Consider the following 15,410-nt stretch of genomic DNA (forward strand, 5'->3'; position numbering starts at 1 on the left):
GAGGAGCGCGGACGCTCGCTGCGGTCCTCGGTCACTCGCTACGCTCGTTCCCTGCGGTCCTTACGTCTCCTCCGCGCTCCTCGCGACTGCCCCTTTGAGTCCCGCCCCGCACAGCACCGCACCGCAGCCTCACGCCTCCCCAGCCTCGTCGGCCTCCCTCCGCTTCGCTCCGGTCGGCCGACTCCCTCGCGCGATGCTGCTCGGCCGCGGGGCGGCCTCGCAGGCACGCGCCACCGCGTGTTCATTTATAAATAGTCACCGCAGTCCAAGTCCGGAATCCGCCTCAGCGCCGTCCCTCACGAACGTTTACTCGGGAGCGACGCAACCGGGTGCCTTTTTCCGGCGCTACGTCGAACCCGGCGGTATGCGAAACGCCAAGATCGTCTGTACGATCGGTCCCGCCTCGGACGACCGGGACACGATCCGCGGCCTCGCCGACGCGGGGATGTCCGTCGTCCGGCTCAACGCCAGCCACGGAACGACCGACCACCGGGAGACGGTGATCGAGCGCGCCCGCGAGGTCGACGCCCAGATCGACGACCCGCTCGCGGTGATGGTCGACCTGAAGGGCCCCGAGGTCCGCACCGCCGAGATCGACGAGCCGATCTCGCTCGCGACCGACTCCGAGGTCACCTTCCTCGAAGGCGACGAGGCGACGCCCGAGCGCGTCGGCCTCACCCACTCGATCGGGGCCGCCGGACCGGGCGACACGATCCTGCTCGACGACGGCCGGATCGAGTGCCGCGTCGAGCGCGTCGACGGCGAGTCCGTGGTCGCGACGGTCGTCTCCGGCGGGAAGCTCGGCTCCCGGAAGGGCGTGAACCTCCCCGGCGTCGCCATCGACGTGGACCTGATCACGCCGGAGGACGAGGCGGAACTCGACCTCGCGGCCCGGACGAACGCGGACTTCGTCGCCGCCTCCTTCGTGCGCGACGCCGACGACGTGTACGAGATCGCCGACGAGCTTGAGGCCCGCGGCGGCGACGACATCCCGATCGTCGCGAAGATCGAGCGCGCCGGCGCGGTCGAGAACTTAGAGGGGATCGTCGACGCCGCCGACGGCGTGATGGTCGCCCGCGGCGACCTCGGCGTCGAGTGCCCGCTCGAGGACGTGCCCGTGATCCAGAAGCGCATCATCCGGACCTGCGTCAACGAGGGCGTCCCCGTCATCACCGCGACGGAGATGCTCGACTCGATGGTCACCTCGCGGCGACCGACCCGCGCCGAGGCCTCCGACGTGGCGAACGCCGTCCTCGACGGCACCGACGCCGTGATGCTGTCGGGCGAGACCGCGGTCGGCGACGACCCCGTCAACGTCGTCGAGACGATGGACCGGATCGTCCGGCAGGTCGAGGCCAGCGACGAGTACGCCGAGACGCGCGAGCAGCGCGTCCCGACCGCGGAGGAGGGGTCGCGCACGGAGGCGCTGGCGCGCTCGGCGCGCTACCTCGCGCGCGACATCGGTGCCTCGACGGTCGTCGCGGTCTCCGAGTCCGGCTTCACCGCGCGCAAGACCGCCATGTTCCGGCCGGGCGTCCCCGTCGTCGCGACGACGCCGAACGACCGCGTCCGCCGCCAGCTCGCGCTCTCGTGGGGCGTCCGTCCCGTCCTGACCGAGTACGCCAGCGACATGGAGGCGATCCTCGACAACGCGGTCGACGCCGCGCTCGACCGCGGCGGCGCGGAGTCGGGCGACACCCTCGTGGTCCTCTCCGGGATGCTCACCGAGCTGGAGGGGACGAACACGACGAACACCCTGAAGGTCCACGTCGCCGCGGAGACGGTCGTGACCGGGAAGGCGGTCGTCGCCGGCCGCGTCGCCGCCCCAGTCCACCGGACCGCGGACGGCGACCTCGACGCCGTCCCCGAGGGGTCCGTCGTCGCGCTCGGCCCGGGCTTCGACGGCGAGTTCACCGGCGACCTCGACCGGATCGCCGGGATCATCGACGCCCGCGAGGGGATGACCGGCTACCCCGCCGTCGTCGCCCGCGAGCTCGGCGTGCCGATGGTCTCGGGCGCCGACCTGCCCGACTCGGTCACGGACGGAACCACGGTGACCGTCGACGGCGAGCGCGGCGTCGTCTACGACGGCGACGTGCTCCGGGCGGCCCGCGAGCGGTAGGCCGCTCCGCCGAACTGGGACCGCCGTCCCGCTCCGCACCCGACGCGACCGACCCCCGCTCCCCGACCGCGCCGAACGGCTCGACCGCCCGCGCCCGCCAGCCATTTATTACGGAGCCGCGTACGTCCGGCCATGAGCGACGAATCCGGCGGCGACGCCCGCGACGGTGACTCGGCCGACTCCCCGGAGTCGGCGGAGTTCGGCGAGCGGAGCCGGGCCAACGACGCCGGCGACGAGGGCGCGGACGACGAGCGCGAGTGGCGCTTCGCGGTCGACGACGTCGGGCCCGACGGAGTCACGGAAGACACCGCCACGCCCGCGGACGAGCCGATAGAGCCCGGGGACGTCACCCTCGAACACGCGGTCTTCGTCGTCCTCGGGGTCGCGCTCACGGTCGGCGTCCTGCTGCTCGGCCTCTGAGCCAGGTCGCCGCCGGTCGGGCGCGAACCGGGCGGGGACGGCCGCTCGACCGACGCCGCGGCCGCGCACCACTTATCAGGCCGCGGCCGTAGGACCGAACATGAACGCGCTCGCACAGTCCGGGCTCCTCTCGCCGGACACCCTCCCGCTCCTGCTTCTGACCGCGGGGCTGCTGCTCTCGATGGCGGAGGCGCTCGCCCCGGGAGCGAACTTCATCGTCGTCGGTATCGCGCTCATCGGCGCGGGGCTCGGCGGGCTCCTCCTGGCCTCGTTCGGCGTCGCCGGCGCCCTCCTCACGCTGTTCATGGCGCTTTTGACGCTCGTCTTCGGCGCCGCCGCCTTCTACGGCTACCACGAGTTCGACCTCTACGGCGGGAAGGGCCAACAGCAGACCAGCGACAGCGACTCGCTGAAGGGGAAGACGGGGACGGTGACGGAGCGGGTGACGCCCACCGGCGGCGAGGTGAAACTCGCCGGCGGCGGGTTCAACCCCCATTACTCCGCCCGGTCGATCGACGGCGAGATCGACGAGGGCGAGGAGGTGATGGTGGTCGACCCCGGCGGCGGCAACGTCGTCACCGTGGAGTCGATGGGGTACGTCGAGGACGACATCGACCGCGAACTGGCGGCCGACCGCGCGCGGAAGGCCGCGGAGGACGAGGGGGGCGACGCGGCGGAGGAAGGGGGAGACGCCACGGAGGAATCCGACGCCGAGCGAGAGACCGAACTCGACCGCGAGTGACGTGGCGGGGTCGGAGCGGCGGTCCGCGGCGCGCGTCACCGAGCGGAAAAGCACTTCTCCGTCGGCGGCGATCCCCCGACGATGCCCTCATCGCTCGCCGTCCTCGCGAGCCTGCCCGGTAGCGCCCTCGACCGCGTTCGCGACGCCTTCGGCTCCCCCCGCGCCGGCGCGGTCGCGGTCGCGATGGTCGTCGTCGTCACGGTCGGCACCAGCGTCGGAATCCTCGCGCTCGGGGCCGTGTTCGACGCGACAGTCGACCAGCAGGTCACCGTCGACAACCCGGACCGTCCCCCGGAGTCGACCTGCGAGTCGTTCGGCGACGACTCCGTGTTCGCCGAGGAGTGCGACGAGCCGGAGCGGATCGAGGTCGACGCGGGGGAGGAACTACGCGACGCCGCGACCGGCTACCTCCACTACGGGCTGCTCGGGGTGCCGCTCTGGTGGACGCTGTTCGCGGTCGCGCTCCACGTCGGGGCCCGGGTCGCCGGCGGCTCCGGGTCGATCGGCGACTCCTTCGTGATCGCGGGCTGGGCGATCGGCGTCGAGCTGCTCCGGCTCGCCGCCGGGCTCGCCGGGATCTGGTACGCGCTCTCGAACGCGACGATATCGGGGGCAACGGGCGAGGCGGTGGCGGGCGACGTCGTCGGCGCGATCACGGGCGCGACCGGGCCGCTGCTCGCCGCGTCCGCGGTCGGCATCGCGGTCCAATGGGTCGTGGTCGTCGGCGGGTTAGAGGCCGAACACGACCTCGACCGCGGGGCCGCGGCGGGCGTGGCGACGGTCTTCGCCGCCGTCGCGCTGCTGCTCGCGGCGGTCTGAAGCGCCCCGGAACGTCCCGCCGCGCTCGCCGCGGCCGCGGATTCGGGAGTTTTTAAGCCGCCGGCGCTCCCCCTCTCGGTATGATCCTGTCCGACGCCGACATCCTCGACCGGCTCGCCGAGGGCGACCTCGCGATCGAGCCGCTCGACGACGTCGACCAGCAGGTCCAGCCCGCGAGCGTGGACCTGCGGCTCGGCGAGCGATTCCTGGAGTTCCAGCGCACCAACATCCCCTGTATCCACCCGACCGACGCGGGCGAGGTGAGCGAGTACGTGACGGAGACGACCGTCGCCGAGGGCGACGAGTTCATTCTCCACCCCGGCGACTTCGTCCTCGGGACGACGGCCGAGCGCGTCGCGATCCCGGACGACCTCGTCGCCCACGTCGAGGGGCGCTCCTCGCTCGGCCGGCTGGCGATCGTCGTCCACGCGACCGCCGGCCTGTGTGACCCCGGCTACGAGGGACAGATCACGCTCGAACTGTCGAACCTCGGGACCGCGCCCGTGGCGCTCTCGCCGGGGATGCGCGTCTCACAGCTCACCTTCACGGAGCTGAAACGGCCCGCCGAGCGCCCGTATGGGGCCGAGCGCGGCTCGAAGTACCAGGGGCAGGACGGGCCGCAGGCGTCGCGGATCGGCGACGACCCCGAGTTCGCGGGGGCAGACGGCGACGAGTCGGCGCCGTCGGGCGGTGATCGCGAATGAGGTTCATCGAGGAGGTCGTCGTCGACGAGTTCCTCCCGACGGTCCGCTCGATGCTCGCGGAGGACCTCCGCGACCGCGGGTTCACCCAGTCGGAGGTCGCCGACGCGCTCGGCATCTCGCAGTCGGCGGTCTCGAAGTACGCCGCCGGCGACGTGGCGAGACACGACCGGGTCGTCGCGGACGAGCGCGTGCGCGACATCGTCGAGCGCGTGGGCGAGGGGCTGGCGAGCGGCGACCTCACGCCCGTGGCCGCGCTCGTCGAGATCGAGGTGCTGATCCGGCAGTTGGAGGAGGGGGACCTCCTCGCGGACCTCCACGAGGCGGCGATGCCCGCGCTCGCCGACGCCGACGTGGAGTTCTCGGTCCACGACCCGGACAGCGGCCTCCGCGAGCGCGAGCGCGTCCTCACCTCGGTCCGGCGCGGCCTTCGGACCCTGACGAACGCCTCCGGCTTCGCCGGGCTCATCCCGAACGTCGGCGCGAACGTCGCCGAGTGTCTCGCCGACGCCGCGACGGTCGACGACGTCGCCGCCGTCCCCGGCCGGCTCGTCGACGTGAAGGGCCGGGCGATGGTGCCCGGCGAGCCGGAGTTCGGCGTGAGCGAGCACGTCGCGACGGTGCTGCTCGCGGCGCGCGAGGCGGGCGCCGACGTCCGGGGCGCCGTGAACCTCCGGTACGACTCGGCGACCGTCGAGGCGCTCGCCGCCGACCGCCCGACCGTCGAGTTCGACGCGGAGCGACCGACGCGCGAGGCGGTCGCGGACGCGGTCGCGGCCGCCGGCCTCCCGGCGGACGGCGAAACGCTCGTCCTGTACCAGACCGGCGCGGTCGGCATCGAGCCGATCGTGTACGTGCTCGCGCCGACGGCGTCCGAGGCGGCCGCGATCGTCCGCGGGATCCTGTAGGCGGGGCGCAGCGGGACGAAGCGGTCCGCCCGCCCGGACCGTGGTTGGTATTCATTAGCGTACGCCACGACGATCGCGTATGGAGAGCACGGACGCGGTTCGGATGGCGGACGACGAGCGCGACGAGTTCCTCGGGCGGTCGGGAACGGGGGTCCTCTCCCTGTCGACGGACGGGGACGATCCACCTCACTCGGTCCCGGTGTCGTACGGGTACGACCCGGTCGAGGAGGTGTTTTACTTCCGCCTCGCCGTCGGGAAAGAGAGCGGAAAGGCGAACCCTACCGACCGCGGCGTCACGTTCGTCACCTACGGGGAAGCGGACGGACGGTGGAAGAGCGTGGTGGCGAGCGGTCGGTTGGTGTCGACCACCGACGACGCGGACTCGACGGAGTCGCTCGCCGGCCTCGAACGCACGGAGCGGATTCCGATAGTCGACGTCTTCGGCGAGCCGACGAGCGAGGTGACGTTCGAGTTCTACCGGCTCGATCCGGACCGACTCACCGGCCGCGCCGAGCGGGCGATGGAGCCCTGAGGCCTCGGCCGAGACCGCCGTCAGCCCGGCTCGGGGCGACGCTTTTTAGACGGGACCGTCCGAAGCGTGAAGCGTGACACGGCGTCGACGGTCCGAGATGCGGATGCGCTCCTTTTAGCGACGGGTGGACCCGTCGCGTCGGCGCCGGCCGGTAACGCGGCCGGCGCCGACGCGGCGGCGAATCCCGTCGCCTTCCCGCAGCGCCCGGACCGTCGACATCGCGGACCGCGCAAACCCCCTCGCGACCTGCGCGATCTTCGTCGGCCCCGAACCAGCGGGCTTTAGACCCGATCGACCGACACACGATACACACACCACATGAGCCACGACGACTTCCCCACCGACCGCCCGGCGGTGGTGACCTGTGGACTGCCGTACGCCAACGGCGACCTCCACATCGGTCACCTCCGCACCTACGTCGGCGGCGACGTGTACAGCCGCGCGCTCGAACGACTCGGCCAACGGACCGCGTTCGTCTCCGGCTCCGACATGCACGGGACGCCCGTCGCGGTCAACGCCGAGCAGGCGGGCGTCTCCCCGGAGGAGTTCGCGCTCGACTGGCACGAGCAGTACGCCGAGACGTTCCCCGAGTTCAACGTCGACTTCGACAACTACGGTCACACTCACGACGAGACGAACACCGAGATCACCCAGCAGCTCGTCCGCGACCTCGACGAGGGGGGCCACCTCTACGAGAAGGAGATCATGGTCGCGTACGACCCCGTCGACGACCAGTTCCTCCCGGACCGCTACGTCGAGGGGACCTGTCCGTACTGCGGCGCGCACGCCCGCGGCGACGAGTGCGACGAGGGGTGCCAGCGCCACCTCGAACCCGGCGAGGTCGAGGACCCCGAGTCGACGATCACCGGCAACCCCGCGGAGTACCGCGAGCGCACCCACAAGTTCTTCGCGGTCTCCGAGTTCGCCGACTACCTCTCCGGCTTCCTCGACCGCCTCGAAGGCACCTCGAACGCCCGGAACCAGCCCCGCGAGTGGATCGAGCAGGGGCTTCAGGACTGGTGTATCACCCGCGACATGGACTGGGGGATCGACTACCCGGGCGGCGAGGCGACGGAGTCGCCTCGGGAAGGCGGCGAAGCCGCCGACTCCCAGGACCTCGTCTTATACGTCTGGGTCGACGCCCCGATCGAGTACATCTCCTCGACGAAGCAGTTCTCCGAGCGCGTCGGCGCCGACGCGTTCGACTGGGAGGCCGCCTGGAAGGAGGGCGTCAGCGACGAGCATCCGGAGGGCGGCGAGATCGTCCACGTGATCGGCCGCGACATCATCCAGCACCACACGATCTTCTGGCCCGCGATGCTTGAGGCGACCGACCACGCGGAGCCGCGCGCGGTGATGGCGAGCGGCTTCGTCACGCTCGACGGCAAGGGCTTTTCGACCAGCCGCGACCGCGCGGTGTGGGCGGACGAGTACCTCGACGAGGGGTTCCACCCCGACCCGCTGCGCTACTACCTCGCGACCAACGGCGGGTTCCAGCAGGACGTCGACTTCTCGTGGGAGAAGTTCGCCGAGCGCGTCAACACGGAGCTCGTGGGCACCGTCGGCAACTTCCTCTACCGCTCCCTCCTCTTCGCCCACCGCAACTACGAGGACGGCCCCGACGCCGACGCCCCGAGCGACGAGGTGGCGGCGCGGATCGACGAGGCCGTCGAGGAGTTCGCGGCCGCGGTCAACGACTACTCCGTCCGCGCGCTCGGCGACGCCGTCACCGACCTCGCGCGCTACGGCAACGAGTACATCCAGCGCAACGAGCCGTGGAAGCTCGTCGACGAGGAGCCCGAGGAGGCGGAACGGGTCATCTACGACTGCGTCGCGCTCGCGAAGGCGATCGCCGTCCTCTTCGAGCCGCTGGCACCCGAGAAGAGCGAGCGGCTCTGGGCCCAGCTCGGCGAGCCCGGCTCCGTCCACGAGGCGACCGTCGAGGCCGCCCGCGAGGGACCCGCCGGCGACCTGAGCGAGCCGACCGAGCTGTTCGAGCAGATCGAAGACGAGCGCGTCGAGGACTTGAACGAGAAGCTCGAAGCGCGCGTCGCCGCGTCGGAGAGCGACGACGGCGACGAGACCGACGACGACAAGAGCGACGACGAAACCGACACCGACGACACCGACGACACCGACATGACCGACATCGAACCCCTCAGCGACGACCGCATCGGCTTCGAACAGTTCCAAGAGATGGACATCCGCGTCGGGCGGATCGAGGCGGCGGAGGGGATCGAGGGCGCCGACGACCTCGTGGAGCTCACCGTCGACCTCGGCGCGGAGACCCGGACGATCGTCGCGGGCCTCAAGCAGCTCCACGACGTCGACGAACTCTCCGACACGAAGGTGATCGTGCTCGCGAACATGGAGAAGGCGGAGCTGTTCGGCGTCGAGTCGAACGGAATGGTGCTGGCGGCCGGCGAGGAGGCCGACCTCCTCACCACCTACGAGGACGCCGCGCCCGGCACGAAGGTGAAGTGAGGCCGCGGCGCCACCCTCACGCCGACGGTTCTCGAAGTTTTATCTGACTGACGTGCGACGATCCGGGTATGGCCCTCCTCCGTCGGTTCGAGGCCCTCTCGTTTCAGGCACAGCTGATCGCCGTCGCGGTCGTCTGCGACCCGATCGGGTTCGCCGCCGGCTACCTCCTCGCGCCCGAGTTCGGCGTCGAGCCGATCCTCGGCGGCGTCTACGGGCTCGTGGCCGCGAGCGTCCCGATGTCGCTGCTCGTGCTCCGCGAGTCGATGACGGGGTAGGCCGGCGCACGGTCCGACTGCCGCGCGGTCCGGCGCTCTCCTCAGGCGTCCAAGACTTCGATCAGGTTCCCCTCCGGGTCGCGTACGAACAGCACCGTCGTCCCGATCTCGGTCGTTCGCGGCGGGCTCAGCGTCTCCACGTCGTCCGCGAGGTCGGCGTAGAACGCCTCCACGTCGTCGACCGTGAGCCCGAGGTGGGTCGCGCCGGGGCGGTTCAGGTCGGGGTCGTCGGTCGCGGAGTCGTCGTCCGACTCGACCGCCGCGTCGTACGCGACGAGTTCGACGACCGCGCCGTCGGCGTCGAGGTGTACGAACTCGGCGGACGCGCCCTCGACGGCGACCGCCTCGGCGAAGGCGTCGCCGCCGACGGCGAACTCGGCGACGACGTCGAGGTCGAACGTCGTTGTGTAAAACTCGACGGCTCGGTCGAGGTCGGTGACGGTGACCCCGACGTGGTGCGCGGTTGGGTCGGACACGGGCGGTCGGACGGTCGCCGCCCGGGAAACCGTGTCGGGTCAGAGCCCGAACAGGCGGGCGGCGAGCCCGGCGAGCACGACGAACGCGCCGAGGATGAACGTGCCGGGGATCGGGAGGAGGAACAGGGCGACACCGATCAGGACGACGATCGTCGACGTTCTCATGACGCGCCAGCTTCGGTCCCGCGTCGGATACGCTTTGGGTCGCGGCGAACTCCACGGCCGACGGTCGCGCGACCTCGCCGACCGAAACGACCATTCCGCGTCCGGACGACCCTCGCGTATGCACGTGGTCGTCAACGCGGCCCAGAGCGTCGACGGGAAGCTCGCCACCCGCCGCCGGGAACAGCTCCGGATCTCCGGGCCGGAGGACTTCGACCGGGTCGATCGCGTCCGAGCGGCCGCGGACGCGGTGCTGGTCGGGGTCGGAACCGTCATCGCGGACGACCCGCACCTCACGCTCGACGAGGAGGACCGCCGCGTCGAGCGCCTGCGGAACGGGCGGCCGGGCGACCCCGCCCGCGTCGTCGTCGACTCCACCGGCCGGACGCCGACCGACGCCCGGATCCTCGACGACGTCGCGACGACGTACCTGCTCGTCTCGGCCGCGACCGACCGGGACCGACGGGAGGCGCTCGCCGACGCCGGCGCGGAGGTGATCGTGGCCGGCGAGGAGCGCGTCGACGTCGCCGAGGGGCTCGATCGGCTCGCCGACCGGGGCGTCGACCGCCTGATGATCGAGGGGGGCGGCGAGGTGATCTTCTCCTGCTTCGAGGCGGGCGTCGTCGACGAACTCCACGTCTACGTCGGCTCGCTCGTGATCGGCGGCCGCGACGCGCCCACGCTGGCGGACGGCGCCGGCTTCACGGAAGGATTCCCCGACCTGACGCTCACGGGGACGGAGCGGCTCGACGACGGCGTCGTCCTCTCGTACGAGGTCGGGGACAACGGCGGGGCCTGATCGGCGGTCGTCGATCCCCGTCCCCGTGTGAACAGTAACCACGGAAATCGTCGGGTACACGCGCCGTGGCACCGGTACGCACGAGAATCACCGAAGTATTTATGTATCGCCCGGGGGTAGTTGCGGGTACCAGAACGCCTCTGGCGCTGGTGGAATCGCACGCTGAAATGAACGGGAGTTCTTGCAGACGGCCCGACGCACCACAGCGAGCGTTCGCTATCGCCGGAGCGGTGATGGAGAGATAACAAATGGTAACGAAAGAAGAAGTCATCGAGCAGTACGACGTGGAACCGATGGACGAGGCGGACAACGTGGACCTTTCTGAGGACGACCTGGAGAACGGCTCCAAGGGCCAGCTCATCAAACGCGCCGGCCAGCTGCGGGACCGACGCAACGAGCTGAACCAGATGGCGTCCGAGCGCGCCTCCGAGCGCGACGACCTCAACGCGAAGACGCGCGAGAAGGTCGACGAGGCCCAGGAACACCGCGAGAAGCGCGACGAGCTCAACGAGCAGGTCCAGGAGCACAAGGACAAGCGCAACGAGCTCAACGCCGAGGCCAACGAGCTGTTCGACGAGGTCGAGGAGCTCAAACAGGACATGGAGCTCGGCTCCGGGAAGTCCATCGAAGAGCTCGAAGAGGAGATCGAGGACCTCGAGTTCCGCCAGCAGACCGAAGTGCTCGACGCGGAGGACGAGCGCGAGCTGATCGAGAAGATCGACGACAAGCGCGAGAAGCTCGCCGAGAAGAAGGAGAAGGTCGACGACACGAGCGAGCTCGACGACCTCGTCGAGGAGGCCGAGGAGGTCCGCTCCGAGGCGTCCCAGCACCACCAGAAGGTGACGGAGCTCGCGGACAAGGCCCAGGAGCACCACAACCAGATGATCGAGGCCTACCGCGAGGCCGACGACATCCGCGACGAGGCCGACGAGATGCACGAGCTGTTCGTCGAGGCCCAGGAGGCGGCCGACCGCCACCACGAGGACTTCGTCCGCGTCCAGAAGCGCCTGCGCGAGCTCGACAAGAAGGAGGAGGAAGAGCGGCAGGACGAGCGCGCCGAGAAGCGCGAAGAGGAGAAGGAGGAGGCCGAGGAGATCTACCAGAAGTTCAAGGAGGGCGAGACGCTCGACACCGAGGACCTGATGAAGCTCCAGAAGACCGGCCTCCTGTAAGCCGGCCGAGACGCGGTTCGACGCGGTTTTCTGCGGTTTTTCACGGTCGACAGCGACGCGCTCGTCGAACGCGGCCGCCCGACCTCGGCGGCCGGCGCCGTCCACGGCAGCATATAAACGGGAGCGCCGCCAACCGTCGGTATGGACGACGCCTCGACGGACGGACGGAAGGGGTTGCTCGCGGCCGCCGCGGTGGGCGCGGCGACGACGATCGCGGGCCGCGCGCTCCTCGGGCGGCTCACCGGCGGGCGGTTCGGTGACGCCGACGAGTACAACGCCGCGAAGGTGACGGTCTCGGGACCGATCCGACGGCGACAGGGCCGCCCCTCCCCGCTGTCTGGGTCGGGCGGTACGACCGCGGACGACGTGGTCGAGCAGATCGAGGCGGCCGACGAGGACGAGGACGTCGAGGCGCTGCTCGTCGAGCTCAACACGCCCGGCGGCGAGGTCGTGCCCAGCGACGACATCCGGCGGGCCGCCGCCGACTTCGACGGGCCGACGGTGGCGTACGCGACCGACACCTGCGCGTCGGGCGGCTACTGGATCGCGAGCGGCTGCGACGAGCTGTGGGCGCGCGAGGCGAGCCTCGTCGGCTCCATCGGCGTCGTCGGGTCGCGGCCGAACGCCAAGGGGCTCGCGGACAAGCTCGGCATCTCCTACGAGCAGTTCACCGCGGGCGAGTACAAGGACGCCGGCGTCCCGCTGAAGGAGATCGAGGAGGACGAGCGCGAGTACCTCCAGGGGATCATCGACAGCTACTACGAGCAGTTCGTCGAGACCGTGAGCGAGGGGCGCGACATGGACCCGGAGGAGATCCGAGACACCGAGGCGCGGGTGTACCTCGGCGATGACGCCGCGGAGATGGGGCTCGTCGACGAGCTGGGCACCGAGGACGACGTCGAGGACCGGCTCGCCGACCTGATCGGGGCCGAGCCCGAGGTGCGCGAGTTCACGCCGGAGCGCGGGCTCGCCGAGCGGCTCGGCATCGGCGCCGAGCGCGTCGCGTTCGCGGCCGGGAGCGGGGTCTCGGACGCCTTCGTCGACGACGGCGGCGACATCGACGTGGAGTTCCGTTGACATCCTCCCCGCGCTAAAGCGCGAGGATTCCCCGAAGGGGATATTCAGGTTGCGCGTTTCCTCGGGCCTCAAGGACGCTTTCGCGTGGGCCGTCAACGGTCGCCACCGAGTTGTGACCAACGGTGTGCTTTCCAGCGCGTACAGCCCTGTCAATGGGGCCTTCCTCCCCGCATACAGCGAGCGTCGAAGACGGCTGGCTATTCAACCAGCGAGGTAGTACGGTTCGCGTCAGCCGAACTGCTACGCCGTACATGGTTCTCCCTCCCGTTGTGCGATGTTCTCTGAAGCGTTCAGGTCTGCGTGGCGTCCTCGACCGCACTCCGAACACGAAAAGTGGTCGCCATCACGGGTTCCCATCGAACCACACGCTGAACACCGCTGGCTGGTATGGTACGCATCGACCTGTTCAACACGAATCCCAGCGCGTTCAGCTTTGTACGTGATGAATTGTTGGAGTTGGTGGAAATGCCACGAGTGAACACCTGACCATGAGCTGTTCTCGCGGATACCTTTGAGGTCTTCCATCCGGATGACGGGATTCTCGAACTGTTCCGCGAACGTGATGAGCCGACGGGAGAGTTTGTGGTTCAAGTCCGCGATTCGACGCTGTTCTTTGTCACCTACACGGTTACGTGCGCGAAGCGCACCCGCTTCCGAGAGCGAATCGCGTAGGGAACGATATTTGCGTCGAACGTACTTCGCCTCACCACCAGACACCAGCATTGATTCGTCCTCACCGTAGGCGGTCACAGCGAGGATATGCCGTTCACCAATATCGACACCGATAGGCGTCTCACCCGACGCGTCGGCGTCGTATTCGACGTTGAACGTACAGTACCAGTCGTCGCCACGGCGGTAGACCTGTAGACGAGTCTTGTCGGCGTCACCTTCGACAAGTCGGGCTACGGGGTCGGCAATATCGTCGTACACCTCAATCGGAGTGTACCACCATTGAGAGACGCACGGGAAGCCGACGACGACCGTGCCGTTCTCAGTCGTGTCGATTTCCCAGTTCTGGTTGTTGATGGCGAACGGTTGACTTTCTCGGTAGCGAACCTCCCCGTCCTTGCTGTGGTCGGATTTCGCCTCTCGGATGGCTTGGTTCTGAATAGCCGAGTAGAGGTCGTTGTTGATGCTGGACGTGGTCACGGACTTCCCGAAGTCGCCGTTCTCCCATCCGTCAATACAGAACTGTTTGGTATCACGGTAGAGACGAGAGGCGCGTTGCCACTCTTTCCGTCGTGAGAGGGATGGATTGTGGAACTTGGCGGTGACAGCCACCGTGACCATTACATCTGTAATTAGACGTGCCATCATTATGTATCTGGTGGAATATCGGGCGCGATATGGTCGGTGGTTCGTGTCATCGACTGTCGGATTCATCCCCGCGCTAAAGCACGGGGCTTTCTCCTCACACTTCCGTAACGGGCGGGAGAGGGGCCGCGGGGGCCGAACCGCACGCGGCGGTCGACGGGGAGGATTTTTGTCCGGTCGCGGTGTGGGACGACACGTGACGACGCTGGTCATCTGCGTCGACCGGTCCGGAGCGATCGGTCGCGCCACCAACGTCCCGATGCCGGTCGCCGGCTGGGAGGCCGTCCGGTCGCTGGTCACGGACGCCGGGCTGGACGACCCCGAGGACGCCAGCGTGAACTGCCTGCTGGAGTCGCTGCGCGTCGCGCGCGACCTCCGGGACGAGCGCGAGGAGTCGGTGGTGGCGGTCGTCTCCGCCGAGAGCGACACCGCGGTGGGCGCCGACCGCTCGATCGCCTCCCAGCTCGACGACCTCGTGGAGCGGTACGACCCGCGGGCCGCGATCGTCGTCGTCGACTCCGCCGAGGACGAGCGCGTCCTCCCGGTCGTCGAGTCGCGGGTCCCCGTCGACTCCGTCGACCGCGTCGTCGTCCGGCAGGCCCGCGACATCGAGTCCACCTACTACCTGCTCAAGCAGTTCCTCGCCGACGAGCAGCTGCGCTCGACGATCCTCGTGCCGTTCGGCGTCGCGCTGCTTCTGGTCCCCGCGCTGTTCTACTGGTTCTCCGCCGGCGAGGCGGTCGCGGGCGTCGCCGGCCTGCTCGGCGCCGCACTGCTGTACAAGGGCCTGGCGATCGACCGGTTCGTGGCGGGGATGCCCGAGCGGGTCCGCGAGGCCCTGTACGCCGGGCAGGTGTCCGTCGTGACGTACGTCGTCGCCGGCGGGCTCGCCTTGGTCGGCGGGTTCTTCGGCTTCCTCGCCGCCTCGGACTTAGGGCCCGGATCGTCCCGGCTCGTCGAGGTCGTGGAGTTCGCCTACGCCGCGGTCCCGTGGTTCGCGGTCGCGGGCGTGACCGCGGCCGTGGGGCGGCTGCTCGACGAGCTGATCCGCGACGAGGGGATCCGGACGCCGTACCTCAACCTCCCGTTCGTCATCGGCGCGGTCGCCCTCGTCGTTCGCGGGTTCGCGGGCTACTTCCTCGCGCAGGAGGCGATCCACGAGCCGCTGTCGATGTACGGGATGACGATGACGCCGGTCCAGCAGCTCGCGGCGTTCATCGTCGGCGGCATCGTCGTGTCGCTCGTCGGCGTCAAGGTCGCCAGCGACGTGGGGACCGAGACCCTCGAAGACGTCATCGACGCCGAGCGGGACGCCGAGGGGCAGCGAGAGTGAGACCGCGGGCGGAACCGGGGAAGCGGATCCGCCCGCGACCGACCGCCTTTTGTCGGTCGCGGCCGCGTGAGCGG

At 69.7% G+C, this 15,410-nt stretch carries 16 protein-coding genes; 13 read left to right on the forward strand and 3 right to left on the reverse strand.

Features of this window, described 5'->3' with window-relative positions:
• Positions 1-364: 364 nt before the first annotated feature.
• From pyk to DVK07_RS08645, 9 genes are all read left to right on the forward strand, one after another.
• Positions 365-2,122 carry a pyruvate kinase gene (gene pyk, locus DVK07_RS08605; RefSeq protein ID WP_121596663.1) on the forward strand — a complete coding sequence of 586 codons (1,758 nt, stop codon included), beginning with the start codon at positions 365-367 and terminating at the stop codon, positions 2,120-2,122.
• A 132-nt stretch (positions 2,123-2,254) separates the two neighbouring features.
• Positions 2,255-2,542, forward strand: coding sequence for a hypothetical protein (locus DVK07_RS08610; protein WP_121596664.1), 288 nt, complete (start codon positions 2,255-2,257; stop codon positions 2,540-2,542).
• 100 nt (positions 2,543-2,642) lie between these two features.
• On the forward strand, positions 2,643-3,284 hold the full coding sequence (locus tag DVK07_RS08615; protein ID WP_121596665.1) for an NfeD family protein: 642 nt from the start codon (positions 2,643-2,645) through the stop codon (positions 3,282-3,284).
• Positions 3,285-3,365: 81 nt separating this feature from the next.
• Positions 3,366-4,103 (forward strand): YIP1 family protein, encoded by a 738-nt coding sequence (locus DVK07_RS08620; RefSeq protein ID WP_121596666.1) that lies wholly within the window; start codon positions 3,366-3,368, stop codon positions 4,101-4,103.
• An 80-nt stretch (positions 4,104-4,183) separates the two neighbouring features.
• On the forward strand, positions 4,184-4,807 hold the full coding sequence (gene dcd / locus DVK07_RS08625; RefSeq protein ID WP_121596667.1) for a dCTP deaminase: 624 nt from the start codon (positions 4,184-4,186) through the stop codon (positions 4,805-4,807).
• Positions 4,804-5,712 (forward strand): thiamine-phosphate synthase family protein, encoded by a 909-nt coding sequence (locus tag DVK07_RS08630; RefSeq protein ID WP_121596668.1) that lies wholly within the window; start codon positions 4,804-4,806, stop codon positions 5,710-5,712. The genes dcd and DVK07_RS08630 overlap by 4 nt, the downstream gene beginning before the upstream one ends.
• Positions 5,713-5,791: 79 nt before the next feature.
• On the forward strand, positions 5,792-6,244 hold the full coding sequence (locus tag DVK07_RS08635; RefSeq protein WP_121596669.1) for a pyridoxamine 5'-phosphate oxidase family protein: 453 nt from the start codon (positions 5,792-5,794) through the stop codon (positions 6,242-6,244).
• A 318-nt stretch (positions 6,245-6,562) separates the two neighbouring features.
• Positions 6,563-8,728, forward strand: a complete 2,166-nt coding sequence (gene metG, locus DVK07_RS08640) for a methionine--tRNA ligase (protein ID WP_121596670.1) — start codon at positions 6,563-6,565, stop codon at positions 8,726-8,728.
• 68 nt (positions 8,729-8,796) lie between these two features.
• Positions 8,797-9,003, forward strand: a complete 207-nt coding sequence (locus tag DVK07_RS08645; protein ID WP_121596671.1) for a hypothetical protein — start codon at positions 8,797-8,799, stop codon at positions 9,001-9,003.
• Between the two features lie 41 nt (positions 9,004-9,044).
• On the opposite strand, the gene DVK07_RS08650 is transcribed toward DVK07_RS08645, so the two are convergent.
• Together DVK07_RS08650 and DVK07_RS23265 are read right to left on the reverse strand one after the other, a co-directional pair.
• The gene (locus DVK07_RS08650) at positions 9,045-9,479 is read right to left on the reverse strand and encodes a VOC family protein (protein WP_121596672.1); all 435 of its coding nucleotides are present in this window, start codon (positions 9,477-9,479) and stop codon (positions 9,045-9,047) included.
• Between the two features lie 39 nt (positions 9,480-9,518).
• The gene (locus DVK07_RS23265) at positions 9,519-9,644 is read right to left on the reverse strand and encodes a transporter (RefSeq protein ID WP_199719444.1); all 126 of its coding nucleotides are present in this window, start codon (positions 9,642-9,644) and stop codon (positions 9,519-9,521) included.
• Positions 9,645-9,762: 118 nt separating this feature from the next.
• Between DVK07_RS23265 and DVK07_RS08655 the strand changes: the two genes are divergently transcribed.
• The 3 genes from DVK07_RS08655 to sppA all read left to right on the forward strand — a co-directional run bounded on the left by DVK07_RS08655 (position 9,763) and on the right by sppA (position 12,689).
• On the forward strand, positions 9,763-10,440 hold the full coding sequence (locus DVK07_RS08655; RefSeq protein WP_121596673.1) for a 2,5-diamino-6-(ribosylamino)-4(3H)-pyrimidinone 5'-phosphate reductase: 678 nt from the start codon (positions 9,763-9,765) through the stop codon (positions 10,438-10,440).
• 248 nt (positions 10,441-10,688) lie between these two features.
• Complete coding sequence (locus DVK07_RS08660) at positions 10,689-11,612, forward strand: coiled-coil protein (protein ID WP_121596674.1); 924 nt, start codon at positions 10,689-10,691, stop codon at positions 11,610-11,612.
• Positions 11,613-11,753: 141 nt separating this feature from the next.
• A complete protein-coding gene (gene sppA, locus DVK07_RS08665) occupies positions 11,754-12,689 on the forward strand; it encodes a signal peptide peptidase SppA (protein ID WP_121596675.1) in 936 nt (311 codons plus the stop codon).
• Positions 12,690-12,929: 240 nt separating this feature from the next.
• Here the strand turns inward: sppA and DVK07_RS08675 are convergent, their stop codons facing one another.
• Positions 12,930-13,979 carry an RNA-guided endonuclease TnpB family protein gene (locus tag DVK07_RS08675; RefSeq protein ID WP_121596676.1) on the reverse strand — a complete coding sequence of 350 codons (1,050 nt, stop codon included), beginning with the start codon at positions 13,977-13,979 and terminating at the stop codon, positions 12,930-12,932.
• 220 nt (positions 13,980-14,199) lie between these two features.
• Here DVK07_RS08675 and DVK07_RS08680 point away from each other — a divergent pair, with 220 nt between their 5' ends.
• Entirely contained in the window at positions 14,200-15,336 is a 1,137-nt protein-coding gene (locus DVK07_RS08680) for a DUF373 family protein (RefSeq protein ID WP_121596677.1), read from the forward strand.
• Positions 15,337-15,410: the final 74 nt, after the last annotated feature.

It is taken from the genome of Halorubrum sp. Atlit-26R (genome assembly GCF_003666015.1).
Lineage (GTDB): Archaea > Halobacteriota > Halobacteria > Halobacteriales > Haloferacaceae > Halorubrum.

Bases quoted from the DNA above. Each gene is read 5' to 3' on its own strand.
- DVK07_RS08615 (WP_121596665.1), top strand. From the start codon at position 2,643: ATGAACGCGCTCGCACAGTCCGGGCTCCTCTCGCCGGACACCCTCCCG.
- DVK07_RS08645 (WP_121596671.1), top strand. From the start codon at position 8,797: ATGGCCCTCCTCCGTCGGTTCGAGGCCCTCTCGTTTCAGGCACAGCTG.
- DVK07_RS08675 (WP_121596676.1), bottom strand. From the start codon at position 13,979: ATGGTCACGGTGGCTGTCACCGCCAAGTTCCACAATCCATCCCTCTCA.
- DVK07_RS08660 (WP_121596674.1), top strand. From the start codon at position 10,689: ATGGTAACGAAAGAAGAAGTCATCGAGCAGTACGACGTGGAACCGATG.
- DVK07_RS08610 (WP_121596664.1), top strand. From the start codon at position 2,255: ATGAGCGACGAATCCGGCGGCGACGCCCGCGACGGTGACTCGGCCGAC.
- DVK07_RS23265 (WP_199719444.1), bottom strand. From the start codon at position 9,644: ATGAGAACGTCGACGATCGTCGTCCTGATCGGTGTCGCCCTGTTCCTC.
- DVK07_RS08620 (WP_121596666.1), top strand. From the start codon at position 3,366: ATGCCCTCATCGCTCGCCGTCCTCGCGAGCCTGCCCGGTAGCGCCCTC.
- dcd (WP_121596667.1), top strand. From the start codon at position 4,184: ATGATCCTGTCCGACGCCGACATCCTCGACCGGCTCGCCGAGGGCGAC.
- DVK07_RS08635 (WP_121596669.1), top strand. From the start codon at position 5,792: ATGGAGAGCACGGACGCGGTTCGGATGGCGGACGACGAGCGCGACGAG.
- DVK07_RS08630 (WP_121596668.1), top strand. From the start codon at position 4,804: ATGAGGTTCATCGAGGAGGTCGTCGTCGACGAGTTCCTCCCGACGGTC.
- pyk (WP_121596663.1), top strand. From the start codon at position 365: ATGCGAAACGCCAAGATCGTCTGTACGATCGGTCCCGCCTCGGACGAC.
- metG (WP_121596670.1), top strand. From the start codon at position 6,563: ATGAGCCACGACGACTTCCCCACCGACCGCCCGGCGGTGGTGACCTGT.
- DVK07_RS08655 (WP_121596673.1), top strand. From the start codon at position 9,763: ATGCACGTGGTCGTCAACGCGGCCCAGAGCGTCGACGGGAAGCTCGCC.
- sppA (WP_121596675.1), top strand. From the start codon at position 11,754: ATGGACGACGCCTCGACGGACGGACGGAAGGGGTTGCTCGCGGCCGCC.